Origin of the sequence: Chryseobacterium sp. X308, from assembly GCF_020733145.1 — a bacterium.
Classification (GTDB): domain Bacteria; phylum Bacteroidota; class Bacteroidia; order Flavobacteriales; family Weeksellaceae; genus Chryseobacterium; species Chryseobacterium cupriresistens.
This window is the reverse complement of the sequence record NZ_JAJFZH010000012.1, coordinates 20,271-44,539: the sequence shown is the minus strand read 5'-3', so window position 1 is coordinate 44,539 and position 24,269 is coordinate 20,271. Positions and strand designations below refer to the sequence as shown.

The 24,269-nt window shown below is 36.5% G+C and carries 20 protein-coding genes and 1 pseudogene; 6 read left to right on the top strand and 15 right to left on the bottom strand.

Annotated features, from left to right (window positions below):
- Positions 1-5 precede the first annotated feature (5 nt).
- Together LIV57_RS13845 and LIV57_RS13840 are read right to left on the bottom strand one after the other, a co-directional pair.
- Positions 6-728, bottom strand: a complete 723-nt coding sequence (locus LIV57_RS13845) for a phytanoyl-CoA dioxygenase family protein (protein WP_227943027.1) — start codon at positions 726-728, stop codon at positions 6-8.
- A 6-nt stretch (positions 729-734) separates the two neighbouring features.
- Positions 735-1,985 (bottom strand): dicarboxylate/amino acid:cation symporter, encoded by a 1,251-nt coding sequence (locus LIV57_RS13840; protein ID WP_047434424.1) that lies wholly within the window; start codon positions 1,983-1,985, stop codon positions 735-737.
- Positions 1,986-2,205: 220 nt separating this feature from the next.
- Between LIV57_RS13840 and LIV57_RS13835 the strand changes: the two genes are divergently transcribed.
- From LIV57_RS13835 to LIV57_RS13820, 4 genes are all read left to right on the top strand, one after another.
- Positions 2,206-2,694, top strand: coding sequence for a BON domain-containing protein (locus LIV57_RS13835; protein WP_062674094.1), 489 nt, complete (start codon positions 2,206-2,208; stop codon positions 2,692-2,694).
- Positions 2,695-2,700: 6 nt separating this feature from the next.
- Positions 2,701-3,120, top strand: coding sequence for an SH3 domain-containing protein (locus LIV57_RS13830; RefSeq protein ID WP_076596553.1), 420 nt, complete (start codon positions 2,701-2,703; stop codon positions 3,118-3,120).
- Positions 3,121-3,216: 96 nt separating this feature from the next.
- Positions 3,217-5,982 (top strand): TonB-dependent receptor, encoded by a 2,766-nt coding sequence (locus LIV57_RS13825; protein ID WP_227943026.1) that lies wholly within the window; start codon positions 3,217-3,219, stop codon positions 5,980-5,982.
- A gap of 250 nt (positions 5,983-6,232) precedes the next feature.
- Positions 6,233-8,092 (top strand): CocE/NonD family hydrolase, encoded by a 1,860-nt coding sequence (locus LIV57_RS13820; RefSeq protein WP_227943025.1) that lies wholly within the window; start codon positions 6,233-6,235, stop codon positions 8,090-8,092.
- Between the two features lie 239 nt (positions 8,093-8,331).
- Here the strand turns inward: LIV57_RS13820 and LIV57_RS13815 are convergent, their stop codons facing one another.
- From LIV57_RS13815 to speB, 3 genes are all read right to left on the bottom strand, one after another.
- Positions 8,332-8,940 (bottom strand): alpha-ketoglutarate-dependent dioxygenase AlkB family protein, encoded by a 609-nt coding sequence (locus LIV57_RS13815; protein WP_227943153.1) that lies wholly within the window; start codon positions 8,938-8,940, stop codon positions 8,332-8,334.
- Positions 8,941-9,079: 139 nt separating this feature from the next.
- Entirely contained in the window at positions 9,080-9,922 is an 843-nt protein-coding gene (locus tag LIV57_RS13810) for a bifunctional helix-turn-helix domain-containing protein/methylated-DNA--[protein]-cysteine S-methyltransferase (RefSeq protein WP_227943151.1), read from the bottom strand.
- Between the two features lie 70 nt (positions 9,923-9,992).
- A complete protein-coding gene (speB, locus tag LIV57_RS13805; RefSeq protein WP_062674087.1) occupies positions 9,993-10,850 on the bottom strand; it encodes an agmatinase in 858 nt (285 codons plus the stop codon).
- Between the two features lie 254 nt (positions 10,851-11,104).
- Between speB and LIV57_RS13800 the strand changes: the two genes are divergently transcribed.
- Positions 11,105-11,764: an HAD family hydrolase gene (locus LIV57_RS13800; RefSeq protein ID WP_227943024.1), complete on the top strand. Its 660-nt coding sequence runs from the start codon at positions 11,105-11,107 to the stop codon at positions 11,762-11,764.
- Between the two features lie 116 nt (positions 11,765-11,880).
- On the opposite strand, the gene LIV57_RS13795 is transcribed toward LIV57_RS13800, so the two are convergent.
- The 6 genes from LIV57_RS13795 to LIV57_RS13770 all read right to left on the bottom strand — a co-directional run bounded on the left by LIV57_RS13795 (position 11,881) and on the right by LIV57_RS13770 (position 19,114).
- Complete coding sequence (locus LIV57_RS13795; protein ID WP_002977177.1) at positions 11,881-13,275, bottom strand: decarboxylase; 1,395 nt, start codon at positions 13,273-13,275, stop codon at positions 11,881-11,883.
- Between the two features lie 122 nt (positions 13,276-13,397).
- On the bottom strand, positions 13,398-14,273 hold the full coding sequence (locus tag LIV57_RS13790) for a tyrosine-protein phosphatase (protein WP_227943023.1): 876 nt from the start codon (positions 14,271-14,273) through the stop codon (positions 13,398-13,400).
- A 93-nt stretch (positions 14,274-14,366) separates the two neighbouring features.
- Positions 14,367-15,014, bottom strand: coding sequence for a thiamine diphosphokinase (locus LIV57_RS13785; RefSeq protein ID WP_227943022.1), 648 nt, complete (start codon positions 15,012-15,014; stop codon positions 14,367-14,369).
- On the bottom strand, positions 15,004-15,573 hold the full coding sequence (locus LIV57_RS13780) for a cob(I)yrinic acid a,c-diamide adenosyltransferase (protein WP_041461407.1): 570 nt from the start codon (positions 15,571-15,573) through the stop codon (positions 15,004-15,006). Before LIV57_RS13780 ends, LIV57_RS13785 begins: the two co-directional genes overlap by 11 nt.
- A 190-nt stretch (positions 15,574-15,763) precedes the next feature.
- On the bottom strand, positions 15,764-18,184 hold the full coding sequence (locus tag LIV57_RS13775) for a TonB-dependent receptor plug domain-containing protein (RefSeq protein ID WP_227943021.1): 2,421 nt from the start codon (positions 18,182-18,184) through the stop codon (positions 15,764-15,766).
- Between the two features lie 345 nt (positions 18,185-18,529).
- Positions 18,530-19,114 carry a hypothetical protein gene (locus tag LIV57_RS13770; protein ID WP_227943020.1) on the bottom strand — a complete coding sequence of 195 codons (585 nt, stop codon included), beginning with the start codon at positions 19,112-19,114 and terminating at the stop codon, positions 18,530-18,532.
- Between the two features lie 174 nt (positions 19,115-19,288).
- On the opposite strand from LIV57_RS13770, the gene LIV57_RS13765 reads away from it, so the two are divergent.
- Positions 19,289-19,780, top strand: coding sequence for a DinB family protein (locus LIV57_RS13765; RefSeq protein WP_227943019.1), 492 nt, complete (start codon positions 19,289-19,291; stop codon positions 19,778-19,780).
- Positions 19,781-19,939: 159 nt separating this feature from the next.
- Here LIV57_RS13765 and LIV57_RS13760 read toward each other — a convergent pair whose 3' ends face one another.
- The 4 genes and pseudogenes from LIV57_RS13760 to lptB form a co-directional block, all read right to left on the bottom strand.
- Positions 19,940-20,893, bottom strand: coding sequence for a helix-turn-helix transcriptional regulator (locus LIV57_RS13760; RefSeq protein ID WP_110009994.1), 954 nt, complete (start codon positions 20,891-20,893; stop codon positions 19,940-19,942).
- A 61-nt stretch (positions 20,894-20,954) separates the two neighbouring features.
- Positions 20,955-22,682 carry an ABC transporter ATP-binding protein gene (locus LIV57_RS13755; protein WP_227943149.1) on the bottom strand — a complete coding sequence of 576 codons (1,728 nt, stop codon included), beginning with the start codon at positions 22,680-22,682 and terminating at the stop codon, positions 20,955-20,957.
- Positions 22,683-22,844: 162 nt separating this feature from the next.
- Positions 22,845-23,096, bottom strand: a complete 252-nt coding sequence (locus LIV57_RS13750) for a hypothetical protein (protein ID WP_227943018.1) — start codon at positions 23,094-23,096, stop codon at positions 22,845-22,847.
- Positions 23,097-23,432: 336 nt separating this feature from the next.
- A pseudogene (gene lptB, locus LIV57_RS13745) lies at positions 23,433-24,158 on the bottom strand (LPS export ABC transporter ATP-binding protein); the annotation flags it as partial.
- Positions 24,159-24,269: the final 111 nt, after the last annotated feature.

The window sequence follows — 24,269 nt, the reverse complement described above, 5'->3', positions numbered from 1 at the left end:
ATTTTTCAATTCATTCTTTCCGACCATTGCAGGACTTCCGGAAGTTCTATATCAGAAAACTCGATATGAATGACTCTTCTTTTCTTTCCGTTCGTTGTTCTGTTAGAGCCGTGAAGCGTCAAAGGTTTCATCAGCATAATTCCACCTTTTTCTACGTTGCAGATTTCTTCGGTTTCTACAGTCCAGTCGATGGTTTCCGGTCTGTAAATGCCTTTTGTGTGGGATTTTGGAACTACTTTCAGTGCTCCGTTATTCTCATCAGTATCATCCAGATGGATTCTGATGGTATAGATATTTTCCAAAACGTTGAGCGGAGGCTGTACTGCAAACTGATTTTGTTTGGTGGTCCATGGTCCGAAATTTTCCAATTCCAGCTTTTTATCTACAGAAATTGTCAGATCCTGGTGATAGGCCACATACCAGTTGGAGGTTTCAGGTTTATCAAAATAGATACTTTTGACCACAAAATATTTTTCTCCAAAGATTTCCTTTATCACTTTCCTGATGTTTTCATTAAACACAAGGTCTTTGATTTCCGGAACTTCCTTTAAAAACTGTCTGATGGCAAAAAGGTCTTCAGACTTTCTAAAATTTTCTTTTGAAGTGTCTATATTTTGCAGCACAACATTGATGTCTTCAAGTTCTTTCTGTGAAAACACATCATTGATAACAGCAAAGCCATATTCTTCAATATGGCTTTTATGATTTTCTAAGTTATGAAAACTCATTAATATTTAAATTTTGTCCAATGGTTCAGTTAACTGTCCTTCCCATTTTGAAACTGCTGTGGTTGCCAGCGTATTTCCAAGTACGTTGGTCATACTTCTACCCATATCACAGAAATGGTCAATTGGTAAAATCAAAGCAATACCTTCCGGTGGAATCCCGAACATGGAACAGGTCGCCACAATAATTACCAGGGAAGCTCTTGGAACTCCTGCAATTCCTTTTGACGTAAGCATTAATACCAAAAGCATAGTGATCTGCTGTCCAAGGGTCATTTCGATTCCGTAGATCTGAGCAATAAAGATTGAAGCGAATGTCATGTACATCATACTTCCATCCAGGTTGAATGAATATCCTAAAGGTAAAATAAAAGAAACTACTCTGCTGTTACACCCGAACTTCTCCAGTTCTTCCACCAATTTCGGGAATACTGCTTCTGAACTTGTGGTAGAGAAAGCAATCAGCAAAGGCTCTTTAATTCTTTTTAAAAGGTCAAAAAGACGGTTTCCTAAGATGAAATATCCTACCAGTAAAAGAACCAGCCAGAGAACTCCTATAGCAAAGAAGAAGTCTCTTAAATAAATAGCATATACTTTAAAGATTTCAAAGCCATTGGTGGCCACTACGGCTGCAATAGCGCCCAATACTCCAAGCGGGGCAAACCACATGATATACCCTACCATTTTAAGAATGGCGTGAGCAATAATATCAAATAGTTTCACAACAGGCTTAGCGTATTCTTCTCCAAGATTAGCCAAAGCAACTCCAAACATTACCGCAAATACAACAATCTGCAATACCTCGTTGGTAGCGAAGGCTTCAAATAAACTTTTAGGAATCATGTGTTTTACAAAGTCTTCCATGGAAAAACTTTTGCTGCTTTTAAGAAGCTCATCAGCAGAAGCCACATCCTGAATCGGTAATTTTGTAACATGTCCCGGCTCCAGCCAGTTAACAAGGATCAACCCGATAAAAAGGGAAATGAGAGAAGCGGAAATAAACCAAAGCATAGCTTTTGTTCCTACCCGTCCAATCATTTTGATATCACTCATTTTGGCAATCCCCACTACTAATGTTGTAAAAACCAATGGAGCAATAATCATCTGTACCAATCTGATAAAAACCGTTCCCAACAGTTTTATGTTTTTAGAAAAGGGTTCTGCACTATCCGGATAGCTCACGTGTACAATACCTCCGATTCCTACTCCCAGAAGAAGGGCAATGATAATTGCTATAAAAAGTTTATTCTGTCCTTTCATATATATAGTTCAATTTGCGCAAATATAATGGTTTTTCAATTGGCAGACGATTTTCTTCTATAGAGTTGAATTTTGCATTAAGTTTTTAATCCCTGAAAATTAAAACCCTGGTTTAGAAAATATTGTAAAAAAATTAAGAAACATTTATTGACTTTTTATTCTTTTGGTACAAATTTTATTATTACATTTGAGTGTATAACAACATTAATAAATATACAATATGAAAAAAACTATTGCAATGGCTGCATTAGCTGTAGCTGTATCTTTCGGTGCTATTTCTTGTAAAAAGAAAGTTTCTGATGCCGATCTTCAGACTCAGGCTACAACTATAGTAACTTCTAATCCCAATGCTTCTGTTGAAGTAAAAGAAGGTGTAGCTCACTTAAGCGGTACTTTCGCAGATCAACAGTCTAAAGACGCAATGATTGCAAAATTAAAAGCCATCAGCGGAGTAAAAGACGTAATGGATATGTCTACGGTAGCAGCTCCTGCACCTGCAGCACCGGTTGAAACGGCATCTGCTGTAGATCCTGCTGTTCAGAAAAAAGTTCAGGATGCGGTAAAAGATTTCCCTTCTGTAAAAGTAGAAGTTGTAAACGGACAGCTTACGCTTACAGGAAATGTTTCTGCTCTACAGGCCAGAAAAATCAAAGAATCTGTAGATGCTTTGAAAATCGGAAAGTATAACAACAACCTAATCGTAAAATAATTAAAAATGAGCGAATTACAAGATAAATATTCAAGTGTAGTTTCAGCGGCACAGTCTGCAGGGATTTCCAATCTTCAGGTTCAGGAGCAGGACGGAATTCTTTATGTTTCCGGAAATGCTTCCAATACTGCAGCTAAAGATGCTGTATGGAATGCTCTGGGAGCTATTGATTCTACTTATTCTGCTTCAGATATCAATATTGATGTACAGGTTGCAGGTCTTGCTTCAGGGGCTTCTTTAACAGTGGCTACTGAAGAATCTAATCTTAACATCAGACAGGAACCTTCCACTGAGGCTGCCGTTGTAGGTAAAGCTGCAAAAGGTTCTTCTGTAACTCTTATTGAGCAAACTTCTGATGACTGGTGGAAAGTAAAAAATGCTGACGGCCAGGAAGGATATGCTTACTCAAGATATTTAAGAGCATAATTTTTATTAAAAAATAATAAATTTTCACAAAAAAAGCCTAGAAACATCCCAACTTTGGGATGTTTTTATATTTTTACGGCTCTGAAAAAAAAACTAATGAAGAAAACTCTGTTGCTATTGACTTTGATGTTCACTGTCATTATTCTGCACGCCCAAAAACTACACATTGACGGAAAAATATCCGATTCTGAAAAGAAAGCGATAGAAAATGCCACCGTTTATCTTTTGAAAGAAAAAGATTCATCCATTATCAATTACACAGCCACCAACAAAGAAGGAAAATTTTCTCTGAAAATTGATGACATGAAAGAACCTTCCATTCTTAAAATAGACGCTGATAAATTATCTTCCTATTCGAAAAAATTTGAAAAAATAAACCAGTCATTATCACTGGGGGATATTCAGCTGGAGAAACAAGGCATTATGAATATGATTGATGAGGTAAAAATCACAGTTTCTCCCGTAAAAATTAAAAAAGATACGATTGAATTTAGTGCAGCCGCTATCAAAGTACGGCCTGACAGTAAAATTGAAGAGCTTCTGAAGCAGATTCCCGGTGTAGAAATCAGCAATGAAGGAAAGATTACGGTGAATGGAAAAGATGTAGATCAAATCATGATCAACGGAAAGCCTTTCTTTGATAAAGACGGTAAAATTGCCCTCCAGAATCTACCTGCAGATATCATCAAGAATATCCAGTTTACCACCACCAAAACAAAGGAGGAGGAACTGAGCGGAAAAGCAGCCAAATCCCAGAATACCACCATCAATTTTAATATTGATGAAAAGAAAAATAAAGGTTTACTGACAAGACTTACCGTCGGTTACGGATCAGATAAGCGGTATGAAGCAAGCGGACTGGCCAGTTATTTTAAAGGGGATACAAAAATAAGTCTATTGGCTTCTTCCAATAATATCAATTCCCAGGGATTTTCCAGAGATGAGGTTTTTGACAGCATGGGTAATGGCCGGAATGCCTGGATGATGCAGGGAGGATCTGTCTCAACGGTAGGAAATGTAACTTACTTTAACCAGGGAGGTGGTACGAAAGGAATTCAAAGGTCTACGACCATTGGCTTAAACTACAGTGACAAACTGGGAAAAGATGCCGATCTGGATTCCTTCAGTCTGATGCATTCCGATTCCAATACGGAAACAAGATCTAAAGTTTCAAGATCTACCCTTCTCCCTACTTACACGCTTCAAACCAATTCTGAAAGTAACGGAGAAAATGAATCCAAACAATACAGTTTTGATACTTCAGCTAAAATCAAGCTGGATTCTATGACAAGTATCTACCTTTCTCCGAGATTTACAAAAAACAGCAGTTTCAGTTTCAATAACTCAAGATCCTCTTCTTTAAGGAATGGCAGTCTTCTGAATGAAAGTAATGCGTATTCAAGTAATGATTCGGAAAGCAATTCATTTAATCCTTATCTTTATTTTTCAAGAAAATTCAGAAAAAAAGGCCGTTCAATTTCCGCCAATATGAACAGTTCCATTTCAGAATCCAGAAGGGATAATCTGAATCAATCTCAAAACACGTTCTATCAATCCAATGGAATATCAACAGACAACAGGGATCAATTAGCCAAAAATAAAAATCAGAACAGCAGTTTCAATTTCAATGCAGGATATACAGAACCTGTTTCCGATTCGTCCAGTGTAAGTTTTGAAGTAAAATATGAAACCCGATCTACTAGAGACTTTAGGAATGTAAATGATTTTGATAATACAACCGGAGATTACACTAAATACAATCAGCTTTTATCCAACAATATGAAGCAAAGAATCAATCAGATCTCTCCTGAGCTTACATATCAGATTAATAAAAAGAAACTGAATTTCTGGGCTTCCATGAATCTTGATATTTCAGATATGAAGGTAAATTCTATCTATAACGGACAGCAATATGATCTGCAGAAAAATTTTGTACTCCCCCAATATAATGTCAATCTTTACTACCAGCTGAGTGAAGGAAAAACCTTAAACATTTACAACTATTCCAACTTCACCATTCCCACCGCAGAACAACTGACTCCATATAAAGATGAATCCAATCCTTTGATTACCTATCAGGGAAACCCTGATTTGAAAAATACCTGGACCAACAATCTTTATTTGTATTTCAACAATTATAATAAAGTAAAAGACCTCAGCTACTATTTCAATATTGGCTTTACGTACAGAAATAATGACATCATCAATTTTTCCACCTATGATAATGCAGGGAAACAGGTAATTACTTATGACAACGTAAGCGGAAATAAAAGCATCAATGCCGGCGGAGGTTTCAGTAAAGTATTGAAATGGAAGAATAATAAACTTATTATCAATCCAAGACTCACCATGAATTATGCTTACAATAACGGTTTTATTGATGGACAATCTTTCACCAGCAATTCTTACAATCTAAACCCAGGTCTTAATCTTACCTATGAAATCAAGGATAAAATGACCATCAAACCTTCTTACAGACTTGGATACAGTTTCTCCAATTATACCAATTATAATGTAACGAATGTAAATACAGCCAATCAATCCTTAAAACTGGAACTCACCAATTATATGCTGAAAGGCAATTTCGTATTTGGAAACGATTTTGAATACAATACCAATTCCAATATTGCTCCGGGCTTTAAAAAAGATTTCTACTTCTGGAATACCAGCCTTGGATATTCGTTCTATAAAAAACAGTTTACGGCAAAAGTGAAGATCTATGATGTCTTAAACCAAAATCAAAGCGTAAGAAGAACGATCACCGATTCTTATTTTGAAGACCGTGAAGATCTTATCCTGAAACGATACATCATGTTTTCCATCAGCATGAAACTGAATAAGTTTGCAGGAAAAAAGAAGTAATAATCACACCATACTTTATATATAATTTTTGATAATAGCCGGATCTTTCCGGCTATTTCTATGAATATAATGAATTTCCTCCTTGAACGATATTACAACTGAAGACGTCATATTCCCCTCCTCCGGAGGGGTGGCGAAAATTCAAAGAATTTTTGACGGGGTGGTTTAGCATAAACATATTCCAATAAATACGAATGCTTTTTAGTCAATAAACCTGTTTTTATTTTTAAATTAGCATCAAATTTTTTTTATGAAAATCCATATTTCAGTATTATGTATTCTTTTTTTCATTCTTGGAAAAGCTCAGAAAACGGAACAGAAAGATACTTTCGTTAAAGACAATTTCACCAAGAAAGAATTTTATATTCCAATGCGTGATGGCGTAAAACTTTTCACTGCGGTATATATCCCGAAAGATATATCGAACAAGAACAAATATCCGTTCCTGATGCAGAGAACCTGTTACAGTATCGCACCGTACGGAGAAAGTGAATATAAAACAAAGGTAGGTCCCAACACGTATCTTATGAAAGACAAGTATATTTTCGTGTATCAGGATGTACGCGGAAGATATATGAGTGAAGGCACTTTTACCAATATGACTCCGCAGGTAGAACGCAAGACCAAAAAAGATGTTGATGAAAGTACGGATACTTATGATACCATCGAATGGCTTTTGAAAAATGTGAAAGATAACAATGGTAAAGTAGGCCAATTCGGTACATCATACCCGGGATTCTATACTGCTGTAGGAACGTTGTCACAGCATCCTGCTTTGGTAGCTTCTTCACCACAGGCACCTATTTCTGATTTCTGGAATGACGACTTTCTTCACAACGGAAGATTTATGCTCGGCTATTTCAGAACATTCCCTGTTTTTGGGGTTCAAAAAACGCAGCCGGAGAAGCAGGCCTGGTATATGGATTCTTTCATCAAACAGACTTCTGAAGACGGTTTGAAATTCTACAGAGATATGGGTACGCTGAAAGATGGATATGAAAAATATTACAAGAACAACTTCTTCATGACAGAAATTATGAATCATACCAACTATGATGAATTCTGGCAGAAAAGAGGTCTTCTTCCTCACTTAAAGAATATTAACCACGCTGTAATGACTGTCGGCGGATGGTTTGATGCAGAAGATCTTTCAGGACCATTGAATATTTATAAAACCATCGAAAAAACAAGCCCTAAAGCCAAAAATACTATCGTTATGGGACCTTTCTCCCATGGTGGCTGGTCTCAGGAGCAGGGAAAACATTTCCACAGTGAAACCTATTTTGGCGACAGCATTGCAACCTATTATCAGAAAAATATTGAAACCAGATTCTTCAATCATTATCTGAAAGGCAATACCAAAGAAGATGCAGGACTTCCTGAAGCATTGATGTATGACACCGGTGCTAAAGCATGGAAAGAATTTGCTTCTTATCCACCTAAAAATGTTCAGAAAGTAAATTTCTATCTGGCTGATAAAACCCTGAAGAAATCATCAGGACAAGGCTATTCTGAATATTACAGTGATCCTAATAATCCTGTATTGAGTTCAGATCACTTAAAAGATTTTAATGGATTCACTCCAAAAAATTATATGTCAGAAGATCAGAGATTTGCTGTAGGAAGACCAGATGTATTAACTTTTACTACCGATGTATTGACTGATGATATTACATTTGCAGGAGAGATTATGGCTAAACTGAATATTGCTTCCACTTCTACAGATGCTGATTTTGCCGTAAAATTAATTGATGTTTATCCTGAAGATTTCAAGCCGGCAGAAAAGAAAGAAGGTGTTATCTATGGGAACTATCACCAGATGGTAAGAAGTGAGATCATGCCTGCAAGATTCAGAAATACCAAAGAAAAGGGAGAAGCTCTGGTTCCTAACCAGAAAACTGCTGTTAATTTCAGACTTCAGGATGTAGTTCATACGTTTAAAAAGGGACACAAAATCCAGATTCAGATCAGCAGTACGTGGTTCCCGCTTTTCGCAATCAATCCACAGAAATTTATGGATAATCCGAATTTTGCCAAAAAAGAAGATTACACCAAAGCATTCATCAAAGTATATGATGACAGCTCCATTGAAGCTGAAATTTTAAAATAAATTGAAAAAGCTGTTCGTTTGAACAGCTTTTTATTTTTTGAAGATCTGAAGTTTCATTCTAGGTTTTGGCTAAGCCGGATGATTTTGTTCTTTTGGTTTAAGTGGGCTAAAGCCCACTTCTATTGATGGAGATGATAAGCGTAATCCTCTAAAGTCTGCATAAACAGCTTGCATTAGATAAAGCATCATTGGGACTCCTTCGGAGTGACAAACGTTATGGATAAAATTTCTCTTAAAAACTATTCTTCAATGGTTCTGAAAGTCAGGTTGACTCTTGGAGTTTTCACTTTTGTAGTGGGCGGAAGCCTGTGAAGCCAGTGATCCTGAGTAGTTCCTTTCATAATTAATAAACTTCCGTTTTCGAGGAATATTTCTACCTTTTCTTTGGTTGTTTTATGCTTAAATAAAAATTTTCTTTCTGCGCCGAAAGTCAGAGAAGCAATGGCTCCATGTTTTTTCAGATCTGTTTCGCCATCGCTGTGGTAGGCCATTCCTTCACTTCCGTCGTGGTACAAATTAAGCAGACATGAATTGTAGGTTTCTCCGGACACTTCTTCGCATTTTTTCTTCAGCTCCAGTAATTCGGGAGTCCAGAATTTTGCATATTTTGTCCTTTTTGAATAAGTGTATTCAAAAGCTTTCTCTCCAAACCAGGCCACTTTTCTTTTGGTTAAAATCAGTTTTCCAAAGATTACCGCCTCATCATTTTCCCACGGAATCTGATTAAGCAGATATTTATAGTAAAAATCTGATTGTTCTTTGGAGAAAACTTTTCCATAGTAGTGAACGGTTCCATCGTGTGGAAGGATATTCAGTGGATAATCTGATATTTCTTCGAAAAGACTCATCATCGTTTTATTTTTTTTCATTAAACACAAATTACACTAATATTTTTCACAAATGACACGAATTTTATATCAATAGGAATGGACTTTAGTCCGTTTTATTAATATGACCCTTTATAAAATCTTTTGTGGTAAAAATACGCTACGAGTACACCTGTGATCCTTCCCAGCCTACTATCAGCTGTTTCCTGTCACTTCCCCAGCGATAACCACCGACATGTCCTGTAGACTGAATCACGCGGTGGCATGGGATAAGAAATGCAACCGGATTACTTCCCACAGCTGTTCCCACAGCTCTGGAGGCTTTAGGATTTCCTATTTTTTCGGCTAAAGTGCCATAAGTAGACAGTTTACCCATCGGAATGGTCAGCAGACTTTCCCATACTTTCAACTGAAAATCGGTTCCTTTTAAGTGTAGTTTTATTGTGTTGAGTTTTGTCCAGTCTTTATCGAAAATGGACAGTGCGTTCTTTTGAAGGGCATCCTGTTTTTCAATAAAAGAAGCATTGGGGAATTTTTGTTTCAGTTCCCCGAATGCTTTTTCTTTATCGTCTTCAAAAGCCATATAGCAGATTCCTTTTTCTGTAGAAGCTGCCAATAGAGTTCCGAAAGGACTTTCGGAAAAACTATAATGAATACTAAGGCTTTTTCCTCCGTTTTTATATTCTGCCGGAGACATTCCTTCTATTTTCACAAACAGGTCATGAAGCCTGCTGGTACTTGAAAGTCCTGTCTCATAGGCGGTATCAAACAAGCTTGCTTTTTCTTCCTTCAATAAATTTTTAGCATGTTCAAGACTGATGAACTGTAAAAATTTTTTCGGACTTGTTCCTGCCCAATCTGTAAAGATTTTCTGGAAATGAGCCGGACTTAAGTGAATATTCTCTGCCACTTCCTCCAAACTTGGCTGAAGCCTGAAATTGCTCCGGATATATTCTATCGCTTTGGCAATTCTGTTATAATCTATCTGACTTTGTGTGGACATCATATTATTGTTTTTACCTCACAAATATCCAAAGAATATACGGCAGAAAAAATCCGATTCTTGCGGAATATTAGTTGTTGTTATAAATATCGTAGTAAGCAAGCATTTTGTAATATAACTTTGCAGAAAGGAAAGCTGTTGGCTTAGCCATTGGTGAATCCATTAATTCTACAATGTCAAATGCTACAACATTACATTTTTCAAATACTTTTCTTAATAATTCCAACGTTGGATACCATTGTAATCCACCCGGTTCAGGAGTTCCTGTAGATGGGGCAATAGAAGGATCAAAAGCATCTAAATCAATCGTGATATAAACGTTTCCTGATACTTTCTCCAGTACATCGTTGATCCAGTTTTCGTTGTTGGCAATTTCGTGAGCAAAGAATACTCTTCCTTCAGGTAAATATTGCGCTTCTTCAATATCCATAGAACGGATTCCCACCTGCACCAGGTTATGCTTTTGATTGGCTTCAAAAACAGCACAAGCGTGGTTGGAAGTAGAACCGTGAAACTCTGGACGTAAGTCTGTATGAGCGTCTAATTGAAGTACCGTTAAATTTTCAAATTTTTCTCCTACTGCACGGATAGAACCGATAGAAACAGAGTGCTCTCCACCGAAAAGAGTAAATAATTTACCGTCATTGTTCAAAAGCTCTTTTGTTTTCTGATAAACGGCTTCCGTCATTGCTTCCGGACTAGAGTTTTCAGACACTTCTCCTGCTAAGTAAACTCCCTGAAGGTATGGTTCTGTCTGCGTTTCAATATCATAAAGCTCCATGTTTTCAGAAGCGTTTAAGAATAATTCCGGACCTTTATCAGCTCCTTTCCCCCATGTTGAAGTTCCGTCATAAGGAACAGTTACCAACATTACTTTCGAATTCTCTAACGTTGCGTTTTCTTCGGGAATTCCTGCGTATGTTCTCATGCTTTATTTAAAAATTTTAATGTTTTAAAATTGAAATATTGACCACAAAGATACAAAGAGTTTATGAGTTGGAGAGTAAGAGTGTAGGAGAGTTTATGAGGATCAGAATTTACCACTCGCAGTCTATTACCTGCTACCTAAAACCTATCATCTATCATCTATCATCTATCATCTATTATCTATTATCTATTATCTGTTACCTCTTCCCTTTCCACTCTCAACTCAAATAACTATTTTTGTATAAAACTCATTATATGCCTTTAAAAGCTGTACTTTTCGATATGGATGGTGTTATTGTAGATACGGAACCATTACATAGAAAAGCTTATTTCAAAACTTTTGACGAACTGGAAATCGTAGTTTCCGAGGAGTTGTACACTTCTTTTACTGGTGCTTCCACCAAAAGAGTCTCTGAAACATTGATTAATGAATTTAATTTAGATCAGACTTATGAAGCCATTGCTGGAATCAAAAGATCTCATTTCAAGGATTATTTTTACAATGATGATGAGTTTGATTTAATTCCGGGAGTAAGAAAACTGATCGAGCATTATCACGAAAACGGAGTCAAGCTGATTCTGGCTTCTTCTGCAACAATGGTAACCATCAATATGGTTTTTGAAAAATTCGGACTGGAGCAATATTTCAGCGGAAAGATCAGCGGTGCGGATTTAAAAGAATCAAAACCTCATCCTGAAGTTTTTTTACTGGCCGCAGAAATGGCTGGAGAACCTGTTGAAAACTGTATGGTTATTGAAGATTCCACCAACGGAATTCTTGCTGCACACCGTGCAAAAATCTTTTGTGCAGCTTATAGAAGCCCGCATTCTAAAAATCAGGATTACACGTTGGCAGACACTGTAGTTTCTGATTATGAAGATCTGGAACTGGATAAAATTTCAAAATATTTTTAAAATAAAAAAGCTCTCAGAAAAACTGAGAGCTTTTGTTTTCTATAAGTTTTGGCTAAAGCCAAATTGATTTTTCTATTGATTGTAAACGGGCTAAAGCCCATTACTATTGATATAAATTATTTATACCCAAGAAGTTTCAATACATCTTCAGGTTCCTGCTTTTCACGGAAAATCTCATATTGTAATTCGCCGTTTTCATCTTTCTGAATCAGGACGTGTCTCGGCTGAGGCATCAGACAGTGGTGTACTCCGCCATATCCTCCGATTGTTTCCTGGTAAGCTCCGGTATGGAAGAATCCGATATACAAAGGTTTTGTATCACTGAAAACAGGTAAGTAAATGGCATTGGTATGCTGTTCAGAGTTATAATAGTCATCCGAATCACAAGTCAGTCCTCCCAAGAATACTCTTTCATACGTATCTTCCCAACGGTTAAGCGGAAGCATGATAAAGTGTCTTGAAATAGCCCATGTATCAGGAAGAGTGGTCATGAAAGAAGAATCAATCATATTCCATTTTTCTCTGTCGTTCTGACGTTTCTGAGAAATGATTTTATAAAGGTTGGCCCCACTTTCTCCTACGGTAAAGCTTCCGAACTCAGTATAGATATTAGGTTCTTCTACTCCTTCCTCTTCACAGAATTTTTTGATCTGAGAAACGATTTCTTCCACCATATACTGATAATCATAATCAAAATTCAAAGAAGTTTTGATTGGGAAACCACCTCCGATGTTCAGTGAATCCACCTCCGGAGCGATTTTTTTCAGACGTGCATATACACGAAGACATTTATACAATTCATTCCAGTAATATGCTGTATCCTTAATCCCTGTATTGATAAAGAAATGAAGCATTTTCAATCTTGCATTCGGATGTTCCGCAATCTTCTGGCTGTAATAAGGAATAATATCTTTATATCCGATTCCTAATCTTGAGGTATAGAATTCGAACTTCGGCTCTTCCTCTGATGCAATTCTGATCCCGATATCAAAAGTGGAATCAATACTTTCCGTAAGCTTATCCAGCTCTCTGTAATTATCAAGAATCGGCGTAATATTTTCAAATCCGCTATTGATCATATCTGAAATCTTTGCCAGATAATCATCGGTTTTAAAACCATTACAGATCACTTCGATATTCTTATCTACCTTACCTTTCTCATAAAGAGATTTTACGATATCCATATCATAAGCTGAAGATGTTTCTATTGAAATATCATTCTTCAGAGCTTCTTCCAATACAAAATTAAAATGACTGGATTTTGTACAATAGCAGTAGGTATAATTCTTTTTATATTCGGTTTTCTCAAAAGCTTCTTTAAACCAGCCTTTCGCTTTCTGAATATTTTGAGAAATTCTCGGCAGGTAGCTAATCTTTAGCGGGGTGCCAAATTGTTCAACAACATCCATTAACGGAATATCGTGAAACAACAAATTGTTCTCAGAAACATTAAATTCCTCCGTAGGAAAATATAATGTCTGATCAATAAGTTCCGAGTACTTTATTTTCATTTCTAAACAAGTGAATTAAGAAATGCAAAATTGCTAAAAAAGTTTCATTTTTAGGTGTTAAAATTATTATAATTTTAAATTAACACCCGATATTGAATCTCAGAAAAATTTATCTCTGATAATCAATACGTAAACTTCTGAATGTATTCTTTTCTTTTGGCATCTGAAATCCCTAATACCTGCTGAATATAGACATCTGTAGAGCCATACTTTTTATTGATCTCTTCAAATGCCGCATCAAGATATCTTTTTTCTACCCAGCTCAATTTTTCCAGCACCTGCAAATCCATCTTCGGATAGAGGAAATGTAAAGTATTGGCGAGGCGTAATCTTTTTTGAACAAGATTTTTTCTGTAGTTATTGGATAAAAGATATTCATTATAAACAGTCTCTTTATCAAACTTCAGAATGGTAAGAATTAATGCGGTGGTAATTCCGGTTCTGTCTTTTCCTGCGGTACAATGGTAAAGGATAGGATCTTTGGATTCCAGTATTTCCGTAATAATCCTTTTTATCATTTCCGGATTTTCGGTAACATACTCACGGTAGAAGTCGATCATCCTTTTGTCGGCGTCGGAAGCATTCACTTTGCCTTTCAGGACCAGTTTTTTAGCCTGTGCCAGCTGATCTCCTTCATCTTCAAATGCTGAGAAGTTTTTGTAAACATTTTCCGAAGGCAGCTGATCGGGCTTTTGAGCAATTTCCCTGGAGTTTCTGAGATCAATAATTTCTTTGATTCCCAACTTTTCAAAATCGTCAAAAGATTTCCTTTTAAGCTTATGAAGATGGGCACTCCGGTAAAATTTTCCTTCTTTTAAAGTTCTTCCATCTGCATTTTTGATATTTCCTACCGTACGGAAATTGGTTACTTTCCTGATCGGGATCACTTTCTCAGTTTCATTTTTACCATATTCAGGTGTTTCAAAATGCTGTGTTTTGCATGAGAAAATACAGCATAATGAAATGGTGAAAACTGATATTCTGATTAGTTTATTCAATGGTTTTTAATAAGTTTTGGCTGAAGCCAATGGATTCTTGTATTTTATTAAACGGGCTGAAGCCCGTTTCTATTGATATATAATGAGATCCTTTTAGTAGATTGTAGGATATTCTATCTCCTTATTTCCTACAAAAAACAAGACATCTCCTGATTCATACTCTATAGAAACCTCATCTTCAACAGCGAAATTCCGGGTTCCTATTCTTGAAGTAATGCTAAGGCTTTCATTAGTCAAAGGCCAATTGAGACCTTTTGTCGTGACATTATTCACTGATGGAAACGGATAAAGAGAAATCATTCTATTTTTTACTCCTTCCAGTGTAAAATGATTGGGAATGAAATAATATTCTGAAAACTGATCATAAAATTTAATATTCATCAGGTCTTTGAATCCAAAAGCAACGGTAAGATTTCCAAGAAAATGATCCTGCTCACCACCGCTTCCTCCAAAAACATCGACCTCTGAAAAACCTTTTTCCTGAATAATTTCCAGCGCTTTATGAAAATCTGTTTTTTCCTGATCTAATGTAAGGATGAATTTTTCCTCATACATATCTTCATCTGATCCGGAGTGCGAATCAAAATCGCCGGATATAAAAGCCAGCTTATCCAAAGGAAATCCCATTCTTTTTAAATAATGAAAGGCACCATCTGTGCAGGCAATCAATTCATAATTTTCGGGGCTGGGTAATGATTTTGGAGCATCTCCGTTGATGAAAAGTAATGTTTTATCTTTCATTCGGGTTCCAGTATTCTTCCGGTTCGTTGTTCAGTTTTGAAATATATCTGGCCAATACAAAAAGATAATCTGAAAGCCTGTTTAAATATTTAATCAGTTCGGGACGTACTTCTTCTGATTCATTCAGGAATACCAATGAACGCTCTGCTCTTCTGCATATTGTTCGGGCTGCGTGTAAAAAGGTTGCCGGTTTACCTCCTCCAGGCAGAATAAAATACTGAAGCGGTTCCAGTTTTTCGTCAAAAGCATCCATCCATTGTTCCAGTTCTTCAATTTCTGTTTCTGAAATAATGATCGGAAGACGGGATTTTCCATTGGCAAGCATCAGCTTATCCACAGGTGTTGCCGCTTCTGAACCTACGGTGAATAAATCAAACTGTATTTTCTTCAGCTGTCTCAGCACTTCTTCATCTTCGATATGGCTTTTTGCAATTCCGATGAATGAATTCAGCTCGTCTATATTTCCATAACTGTCTACTCTTGCACTGGCTTTGGAAACTCTTGTTCCGCCGTACAATGCAGTCTGACCTTTATCTCCTGTCTTTGTATAAATTTTCATAGTACTAAAATACCTTTTTTTATACAATGTAAAAAGTAAAATGTAGTAATAACTGCCTGTTCTATCTGAAAAAAAATTGCCTGACATTAATTCATGCCAGGCAAATTTCACATAGGTTGGTTGTATATCTTTTGAAATTGCTTCCTCATTATTAAGTATGACTAGCAAATTTCAATTCCTTATTGATGAGTTAAAAAGTGTAATTAACATTAAGCTGAAAAGTGGTTCCGTTAAATCCAAACTGGTTGACCTCCCATGGATACTTGAATCTTCCTCCAAGATCTGTCACTACATCTCCTTTGCTGTCTATGACGTCCGGGTAAATATTAAATAAGTTATTTACAACTCCGGAAACTTTAAGGTCATTCGTGATTTTATAGGTTAAAACGATGTCTGTAACCACCTTACCGGAAAATGTCTGATCTTTGGCAGGATCAGTGGCGTGCTGCCATGTCACAGAACCAAAATACGTATTATTAAGGTTAAAATTAAACTTTGTAATGTCATAAGACAGACTAAGGATTGTTTTTGTTTTTGGCCTTGCAGAAGTAATTCTGGATTGCTCCTTTCTGTCAAAAAAGTTTTCTGAATAGCCATTTTGCGCCAAAATAGACGGAACAGCAATATTATCGACTATTTTAGTTTCGTTATAATTGAAGGCAGCAATAACGCCTAATCTTCCTTTTCCAATAGCAGAAGTATAATAATTCGCAACGAAATCTATTCCCTGAGTAACTGTATTGACAGCATTGGTGAAAAACTTCAGGGAAGTTATTTTATTATTGTTTAATATGACTTCCACAGGGTTTGACAGGTCCGGACTTCCGGGAGCTCCGGTTTTGTAACCAATATCACCTGAAAAAAGTACACGGTCTTCAATTTTTATTCTGTAATAATCTGCTGTAACAGTCAGGTTTTTAAAAGGTTTTACGGCCAATCCCCCGGTAATGTTAAAGGCTTTTTCAGCATTTAATTTGGGTACCCCAAGGTCAGATCTTACAATTGGAGAGTCATTATTAAAGGTACCCTGATTGGCTACTGTATTTCCTGTAATTTTAGTCTGAACATTGGAATAATATATCTGGTGTAAGGAAGGGGCACGGAATCCTGTAGAAACAGATCCACGGAAAACCAATTTATCATCCAGCAATTTATATCTTGCATTTCCTTTCCAGGAAACATTATTTCCGAAATCACTGAAGTTCTCATATCTCACCGTTCCTCCAACTAATAAGTTTTTTGTAACATCCCATTCAGCATTGAAATATGCTCCGATATTCTGACGGTTTTTATTGACTTCATTTTGAGGCTGCAGTCCCGGAAAGGATTCCGCGCCACTTCCCATATAAGAAGCTTCTTCTCCTGCCCTTGCCTGATAGTTTTCATTACGCACCTCAACTCCGGCTCCTAAAACAAGTGCACCAAAATCTCTACTGACATCTATGTTTCCTATAATATTACTGAACTGATGACCACCTGCCTTAAAGCTGGTTGGTGACTTTGCACCCAAAGATGTATTAATGGTATTTCCTACTACATAATCTACTGCATTAGAGCCAAAGGTGGCACTCCCGTCAAAACTCCATTTTCCAAACATCCCTTTCCATCCGGAGGTTAAATTATAATCATAAACATCTGTTTTAAATTCCGGCTGAAATCCATTGTAAGGTTGTCCTTTTGGAGTTAATAAACCAAAATCTGATGGTACCCAATAAGGCGTTCTATACAGAGCGAAACTGGTTCCATTTCTATAAGTTGTACCGCCAAAAGCATAAAATTTACCCGTTTCACCTGTTGGCAATTCAAAATTTACAAACATATTGCCCACTTTGGTCTCCGGCTGCCCGATGATCATTCCTAAACCGGGATTGGCCTGAGTCCAGGCATTATCTACACCAAAAAGTTCATCTTTTGTAACAGAACCTGCGCGGTTCGTTTTATTTTGGGAAGAAAATCCTAAGGTAATATTCAGGCTTCCTGTTTTTGCAACCCTGATTCCTGTATTAAAATCTGCACCGATATTAAAACCGTCTCCTTTTGAAGTAATTCCGGAAAAGACATTCACTGTACTTTTCCCGACACCATTCTTAAGAATAATATTGATCACTCCTGCAATAGCATCAGATCCGTATTGTGCAGATGCTCCATCCCTCAGGACCTCTACGTTTTGTAAGGCTGCTGAAGGAATACTTTTCAGGTCTGTACCTACTTCACCTTTTCCCGGTGTATCATTTACGTAAATGAGAGCACTTTGATTTTTTCTTTTATTATTAACTAAAACTAATGTTCTGGAAGGTCCTAAACCTCTTAAGTCTGCCGGATCAAAATGGGCCGTGGCATCAGAAACAGTTTGTTGCGATGAATTAAAAGAGGGAACAGCATAGGTTAAAGCTTTGTCAAAAGTAACCTGACCTGTAGATTTTAGCTGCGCCGCCGAAATATTGTCTATAGGAATCGCTGAGGTAATGATGGTTCTGGGCTTAGTTCTCCCCGTGGTAACCACCACTTCGTCTATTTTATTTTGTTTTATGCTGTCCTGAGCATATCCCATAACACCAGCTCCGCTTAATACTAAGACATAGAATTTTCTATTAAATAAATTTTCCTTCATGTTGATTGTTAATTATTCAATAAAACTAGTAAAAAAATTAACATTAAACATAAAAATAAAAAATATAATAATAATTCTATTTCATATTTACGAAAACCATGCCATTTCATAAAAACAGTAATTAATATACGAAACGTAAAGTGATTTATTAATAACAATAAAAAATATAAATCAATAACATCAAATTTGTATAAAAAAATCAATTAGTTAACATCAGAAATAAACATGATTTTATTCGTTCTGAAAAGTAATTTTCAATGAGTTGAGAAGCGTTCGCTTTGGCTCGCAATAACCGGAAAATGAATGGAAATAAAAAATGGCCGGGAGAAACCGGCCATATCCAAATTATTTATTTACCTCTACGTATTGTATGATGGTCTGATTTTTTGGGTTGTAGATAATGGTACTACTCTTCGGAAATCTTTTCAGCTTATAATACTGAATATTTTTATCGGATTTAATATCTTCGAGAATACTGGTATCAAAAGTATTTTCAGGAAGGAATTTTGACAGAAAGCTTATTTTATCAATAATGTTCTGGCCATCAATCTTTCTGGCAGTTTTATCAGATTTATTTTCATCAGACGTTGGCTGACTTTCCAAAAATGGCAGCAACACTGCAATGTCGGCTTTATATTTAAAGATATATCCTTCTGGTCTTCCCGGAATTTTAATTTTCTTTCCTTTTTCTTCAGAAACAATGGAAGCCCCTGTACCAGGGAAAACGGTATTAAACTTTACGTCTTCGGCGTTGGTTAAAGAATTTATAGATTCATTGACTGTTTTCTTTACTGTTTCTTCTACAGCCTGCTGTGTTTTTTGTTGTACTGCTTCGGTTGTTTTCTGGACAGTCTGGTCAATTTTTTCCTCAATCTTATTGCATGATACTAATAAAAAACCAGTAATAACAGGCAAAATATACTTCTTCATAATTCTAATAATAGCGATTTTTTTATTAATATCCTCTTTTCTAACGTAAAAACAGGCCAGGATATTTTAGCAAAGAAAAAAATATTTTTTCAATATGAAAAATCCTGCTGACAAACTGTTGTCATAACCCTCTCTTACCTTTGTATCAACAACAAACAAAAAAAACAAAACATTATGACAACTACAGCAACAGCCACTAAACAATTCATGACTACAGATCAGTTATTAAAAGACTGGCAGGGACACAGAAATCTTACAAGAAGAGTGATTGAAGCTTTTCCTGAAAAAGAATTATTTGAATTTTCTGTTGGAGGGATGAGACCTTTTGCCAAACTTGCCACAGAGATGATCAGCATTGCAGGTCCTGCTTTGAAAGGAATCATTGAAGGAAATATGGAAGGTTATAACGAAGAAGGCTTCAATCCTTCAACTAAAGAAGAGTTATTAAAAAAGTGGGATAAAGAAACAGAAGTGATCAACCACTATTTCAATCAGATTTCTGAAGAGCGTTTCCAGGAAGTATTCAACCTGTTCGGACAATATGAATTCCCGGTGTATGAGAATATCCTTTATTTTATTGATAACGAAATCCACCACCGTGGGCAGGGATATGTTTATTTAAGAGCTTTAGGGATTGAACCACCTTTCTTCTGGGAGAGATTTTAATACAATGGGAAGGTAAGATTGCAGAAAGGATAAACAAAACATATATCTTTTTTTGCGACACAACAAATTTTCTTATTTGCAATTCTGCCTTTTCCTTAAACCATTTCATTTATTGCCTCAATTAAGTCTTTAAACCTCAACAGTATTGTTGGGGTTTTATTATTGATGTCTTTCAACCATTTTTACAAGCAGTTCATTCAAACGGACACGAAGACTTTCCGGTTCCAGAACGGTAGCATAATCTGCAAAAGTAATGAGCCAGCGGGGAAATCCATCACTGATCCATTCTGTTTCAAAAGTGAGTTCCATCCCCTGCTCGGTTTCCACTTCTTCTATCAGTCCGTAATATTTTTTAGAATTTACCAGGTGATTCATGATCTTTTTATCAACCAGCAGTTTGGCTTTAACCTTATTTCCGTTTGATTTTTTACGGTAATCATTCACCTGTCCGTATTCCTGTAAAAACGGATTCTGTGTTTTTGAGATTTCCAGAATCCTGTCGATACGAAACTGCCTGAAATCCTTTCTCAAGGTACAGTACGCCATAATATACCAGAAATTAAATTCGAAAAACATACCAACTGTTTCAATCGTTCTGTTATTCACTCTTTCATCTACGGTTTTATATCTGATATTGAGCTGGGTTTTCTCCGCAATGCTTTCGAGAATGATAGGAATTACGTTTTTAAGAGAATCTCCGGAATCTGTATGAAAACTGAAAACATCTATTTGCTTCTCGATATTTTTAATCAGATTTTTATCAGAATATTTCAGTACCGAACGCACTTTTTCCATGGCAGCCTGATAATGATTTCCCAGGCTTTGGTGGGAAAATTTCTGCATCAGTTTTTCAGCAGTAATGAAACTTAACACTTCTTCTTTGGTAAACATAATCGGAGGAAGCTTATAGCCTTCCATTAAAGAATAGCCGTTTCCCGCTTCTCCAACAATAGGAATACCCGCATTTTCCAGGGTTTTTACATCACGGTAAATGGTTCTGATGCTGACATCGAATTTTTCAGCCAAATCCTGAGCGCGTACAACAGGTTTCGACTGTAATTGGGTAAGGATAGCCGTTACCCTATCGAGCTTTTTTAAATAGTGATCGTTCATGATGGAACAAAGCTAAAATTCTTTTTTGAGGGATGACTTATGAATGGGATGACTTTTTAACTTAATTTTCTTTAAAAGTATTCACCAGTTTATCAAGATTAAGACTGCGTGCAGAGGCATCAAAAATCTCACGGTATGTTCCTTCTTTATTGTACAATTCATCATGAGTTCCATTTTCAACAACTCTGCCTTTTTTCATCACATAAATCGTATCTGAATCCAGAATCTGTGAAAGAGAATGGGAAATGATGATCACCGTTCGTCCTTCTTTAATAGCATCCAGAGAATTCTTGATCTGTTCGGTGGCAATAGCATCAAGGCTGGCTGTAGGTTCATCCAGAAAAATAATCGGCGGATTTTTAAGGAACAGTCTGGCAATAGCAATTCTCTGCTGCTGTCCTCCTGAAAGCTGAGTGGCATCATGCTGATATTTTTCAGGAAGATCCATGATCTGATCGTGCAGATAAGCTTTTTTTGCAGCCTCCTGAATTTTTTCAAAACCGGCATTCATATCTCCGTAACGGATATTATCTTCTATGCTTCCCTGAAAGATATGATTTTTCTGAAGTACCAACCCAAGATCGCTTCTCAGGAAAGTATTTTCATATTTATTAAGGTTGACTCCATCCAAAAGAATCTCCCCGGAATCCGGAAGATAGAATTTACACAAAAGATTGATAACCGTTGACTTTCCTGCACCGCTCAATCCTACCAAAGCAGTCGTTTTTCCGTTTTCAATTTTCATGGAAACATTATGTAACGCTTTTGTACCGTTGGGATAGGTGAAATCAACATTCTTCAATTCAAAAGTTCCTTTGATTTCTTTTTCTACAAAAGTACCGTTTGATTCTGTCTCACTATCTGCATTTAAAATATCGAAATACCCTTCAGCATAGATCATGGCATCGTTCATATCATCATAAATCCTGTGAAGCTGCCGGATCGGTGCCGAAACATTGTTGAAAAGCATAATATGAAGCATAATTGCTCCAATGGTCATTTGCTGGTCAAGTACAAGATAAACGGTTAAAAGGATAATCAAAACAACACCGAACTGCTCAATAAAAGTTTTTAAACCATCATAAATAAAATTGGTTCTTCTTGTGATCATCTGGCTTTCCATCAGCTCCATCTGAAGGTCATATTGTTTTTTCCCTTCAAATTTTTCCCGGACAAAACTTTTAATGACCATAATAGAATTGATCAGGTTCAAAAGTCCTGACGTCTTTTTTTCTCTCTGATTTCTAAGCTGGCGTCTCACTCCACCCAGTTTTTTAGCCTGCAGGGAACTGATGTAGAAATAAATCGGAACAATGATGGTAGAAACCAGTCCCACATACACATTCTGCATATACATAATGATGAGGGCAATAATGGCATTGGAAAAAAGAGGAAGGATATCAATAAAAAAGTTCTGAACCAATCTTGTTAAACTTTCTATTCCACGGTCTATTCTGATCTGTAATTTTCCGGACTCATGGTTTTCGTCATTAAAATAAGCAACTCTATAGGTCAAAATTTTATCAATGGCTGATTGTGCCAGCACGGAGCTCACATTGATCCTAATTTTTTCGCCATAAAATTTCTGTCCGAAGTTGATAAAGATGTTCAACAATTCTTTCCCCAGTAAAATAATGGAAATAATAATGAGAATATGAATTCCCTCCGACATTGGATGCGGAAGATGCGTAAGTTTAGTGACTTCATCCACCGTGTATTTCAGAACAATCGGGTTCACCTGTGCTGCCAGAGCTCCCAGAAAAGTAAGAAACAATGTTCCGTAAATCATAGGTCTGTAAGGTCTGATGAACGGGACAAGCTGTTTATAGATCCCGAATAAGGTGACGGTTCTGTTAAAAGGTTTAGCCATAGAAATCATTTTAAATGAAAAACGTACCGCTTTCAAAAGAAAAAGGTACGAATTATTATTAACTGGTCATCTAGGATTTATTTAAAAATCTTTCAATGTACCATCGTCATTAATGTATTTGAATTGGTAGTTTGGATCAATTATTTTCCCTCCCATTTGTACAAAAGGCCCCCACATTCCTAACCAATCTTCAAAATCATTTTCAACAGATGTATCCCAGCGGATTACGGTTGAACTTTTATGGAACTGTACATCCACTATAATACCATATTCATTATCCAAATAAACTTTGGTTCCTACTTGAAAATCTTCATATCTATAAAGATCATCCATTTATCCTTCAAATAAATAAGTAGTAAGATAATGCAGCTCTTTTCTGCTGGCTTCTTTAGATTCCGCTTCTGCCTGTTCTAAAGAATAGTGGGAATTGATTTCCTTCTTCTGTAAAACAAATGAATTGTTAGCGTTCTTATCCACTACATCATTAAAAATATGCTCAATTTCAGAGTTCGCTAAGGTTGCAAAGCTGACTTCTTCAAAGCCATGTAACAATCTAAGATCATCAAACTGACTGAAATTTTCATTCACAAATCCCTGCAGCTGTGATTTTGAATCAAAATTACCAGCCCAGATATTGTAAGCGTATTTCTTCTTTTTAGGCTTATCTAAAATACTCTGATACACGAAGTTTTCACCCAGATAGGCTTCTCTTACCTGTGGATCATTGGCAAGATCTTCCGGAAGTCCTTCTTTAAGGATCTTTCCTTCAAACATAATATAGGTTTTATTGGTAATTGCCAGGGTTTGCTGTACGTTGTGGTCGGTAATCAGAATTCCGATATTTTTATCAACAAGACTTCTTACAATTTTCTGAATATCTTCTACGGCAATCGGGTCTACCCCTGCGAAAGGCTCATCCAGAAGAATAAAGTTCGGGCTTGTCGCAAGACAGCGTGCAATCTCGGTTCTACGTCTTTCTCCCCCGGAAAGAAGATCTCCTCTGTTTTTACGAACGTGCTGTAAAGAAAACTCTTCAATCAGTTCATCACATTTGATCTGCTGCTCACGCTTAGAAAGCTTGGTCAGCTGTAATACGCCCATAATGTTTTCTTCCACAGACAATTTTCTGAAAACCGAAGCTTCCTGAGCCAGATATCCGATTCCCTTCTGGGCTCTTCGGTACATGGCATCGGTAGTAATCTCCTGCTTGTCTAAGAAAATTTTTCCTGAAGTAGGCTTAACCAACCCTACAATCATATAAAACGATGTGGTTTTTCCTGCCCCGTTCGGACCCAGCAAACCAACAATTTCTCCCTGTTGAACCTGTACAGAAACGCCTTTTACAACTTTTTTAGGACCGTATTCCTTGATTAAGTTTTCTCCTCGTAAAATCATAGGGCAAATATATCAAAAATATAAACTTCACTTATAGGTTAATATCAACTTGTTTACGTTAAACGCAAACTTATTCATTTACAACCTATTGTAACTTTTCATCATTTTAAT

What these genes read in the sequence shown, in the direction of transcription:
- LIV57_RS13845 (WP_227943027.1), bottom strand. Translation starts at nt 728, where the DNA reads ATGAGTTTTCATAACTTAGAAAATCATAAAAGCCATATTGAAGAATAT.
- LIV57_RS13840 (WP_047434424.1), bottom strand. Translation starts at nt 1,985, where the DNA reads ATGAAAGGACAGAATAAACTTTTTATAGCAATTATCATTGCCCTTCTT.
- LIV57_RS13835 (WP_062674094.1), top strand. Translation starts at nt 2,206, where the DNA reads ATGAAAAAAACTATTGCAATGGCTGCATTAGCTGTAGCTGTATCTTTC.
- LIV57_RS13830 (WP_076596553.1), top strand. Translation starts at nt 2,701, where the DNA reads ATGAGCGAATTACAAGATAAATATTCAAGTGTAGTTTCAGCGGCACAG.
- LIV57_RS13825 (WP_227943026.1), top strand. Translation starts at nt 3,217, where the DNA reads ATGAAGAAAACTCTGTTGCTATTGACTTTGATGTTCACTGTCATTATT.
- LIV57_RS13820 (WP_227943025.1), top strand. Translation starts at nt 6,233, where the DNA reads ATGAAAATCCATATTTCAGTATTATGTATTCTTTTTTTCATTCTTGGA.
- LIV57_RS13815 (WP_227943153.1), bottom strand. Translation starts at nt 8,940, where the DNA reads ATGAGTCTTTTCGAAGAAATATCAGATTATCCACTGAATATCCTTCCA.
- LIV57_RS13810 (WP_227943151.1), bottom strand. Translation starts at nt 9,922, where the DNA reads ATGTCCACACAAAGTCAGATAGATTATAACAGAATTGCCAAAGCGATA.
- speB (WP_062674087.1), bottom strand. Translation starts at nt 10,850, where the DNA reads ATGAGAACATACGCAGGAATTCCCGAAGAAAACGCAACGTTAGAGAAT.
- LIV57_RS13800 (WP_227943024.1), top strand. Translation starts at nt 11,105, where the DNA reads ATGCCTTTAAAAGCTGTACTTTTCGATATGGATGGTGTTATTGTAGAT.
- LIV57_RS13795 (WP_002977177.1), bottom strand. Translation starts at nt 13,275, where the DNA reads ATGAAAATAAAGTACTCGGAACTTATTGATCAGACATTATATTTTCCT.
- LIV57_RS13785 (WP_227943022.1), bottom strand. Translation starts at nt 15,014, where the DNA reads ATGAAAGATAAAACATTACTTTTCATCAACGGAGATGCTCCAAAATCA.
- LIV57_RS13780 (WP_041461407.1), bottom strand. Translation starts at nt 15,573, where the DNA reads ATGAAAATTTATACAAAGACAGGAGATAAAGGTCAGACTGCATTGTAC.
- LIV57_RS13775 (WP_227943021.1), bottom strand. Translation starts at nt 18,184, where the DNA reads ATGAAGGAAAATTTATTTAATAGAAAATTCTATGTCTTAGTATTAAGC.
- LIV57_RS13770 (WP_227943020.1), bottom strand. Translation starts at nt 19,114, where the DNA reads ATGAAGAAGTATATTTTGCCTGTTATTACTGGTTTTTTATTAGTATCA.
- LIV57_RS13765 (WP_227943019.1), top strand. Translation starts at nt 19,289, where the DNA reads ATGACAACTACAGCAACAGCCACTAAACAATTCATGACTACAGATCAG.
- LIV57_RS13760 (WP_110009994.1), bottom strand. Translation starts at nt 20,893, where the DNA reads ATGAACGATCACTATTTAAAAAAGCTCGATAGGGTAACGGCTATCCTT.
- LIV57_RS13755 (WP_227943149.1), bottom strand. Translation starts at nt 22,682, where the DNA reads ATGATTTACGGAACATTGTTTCTTACTTTTCTGGGAGCTCTGGCAGCA.
- LIV57_RS13750 (WP_227943018.1), bottom strand. Translation starts at nt 23,096, where the DNA reads ATGGATGATCTTTATAGATATGAAGATTTTCAAGTAGGAACCAAAGTT.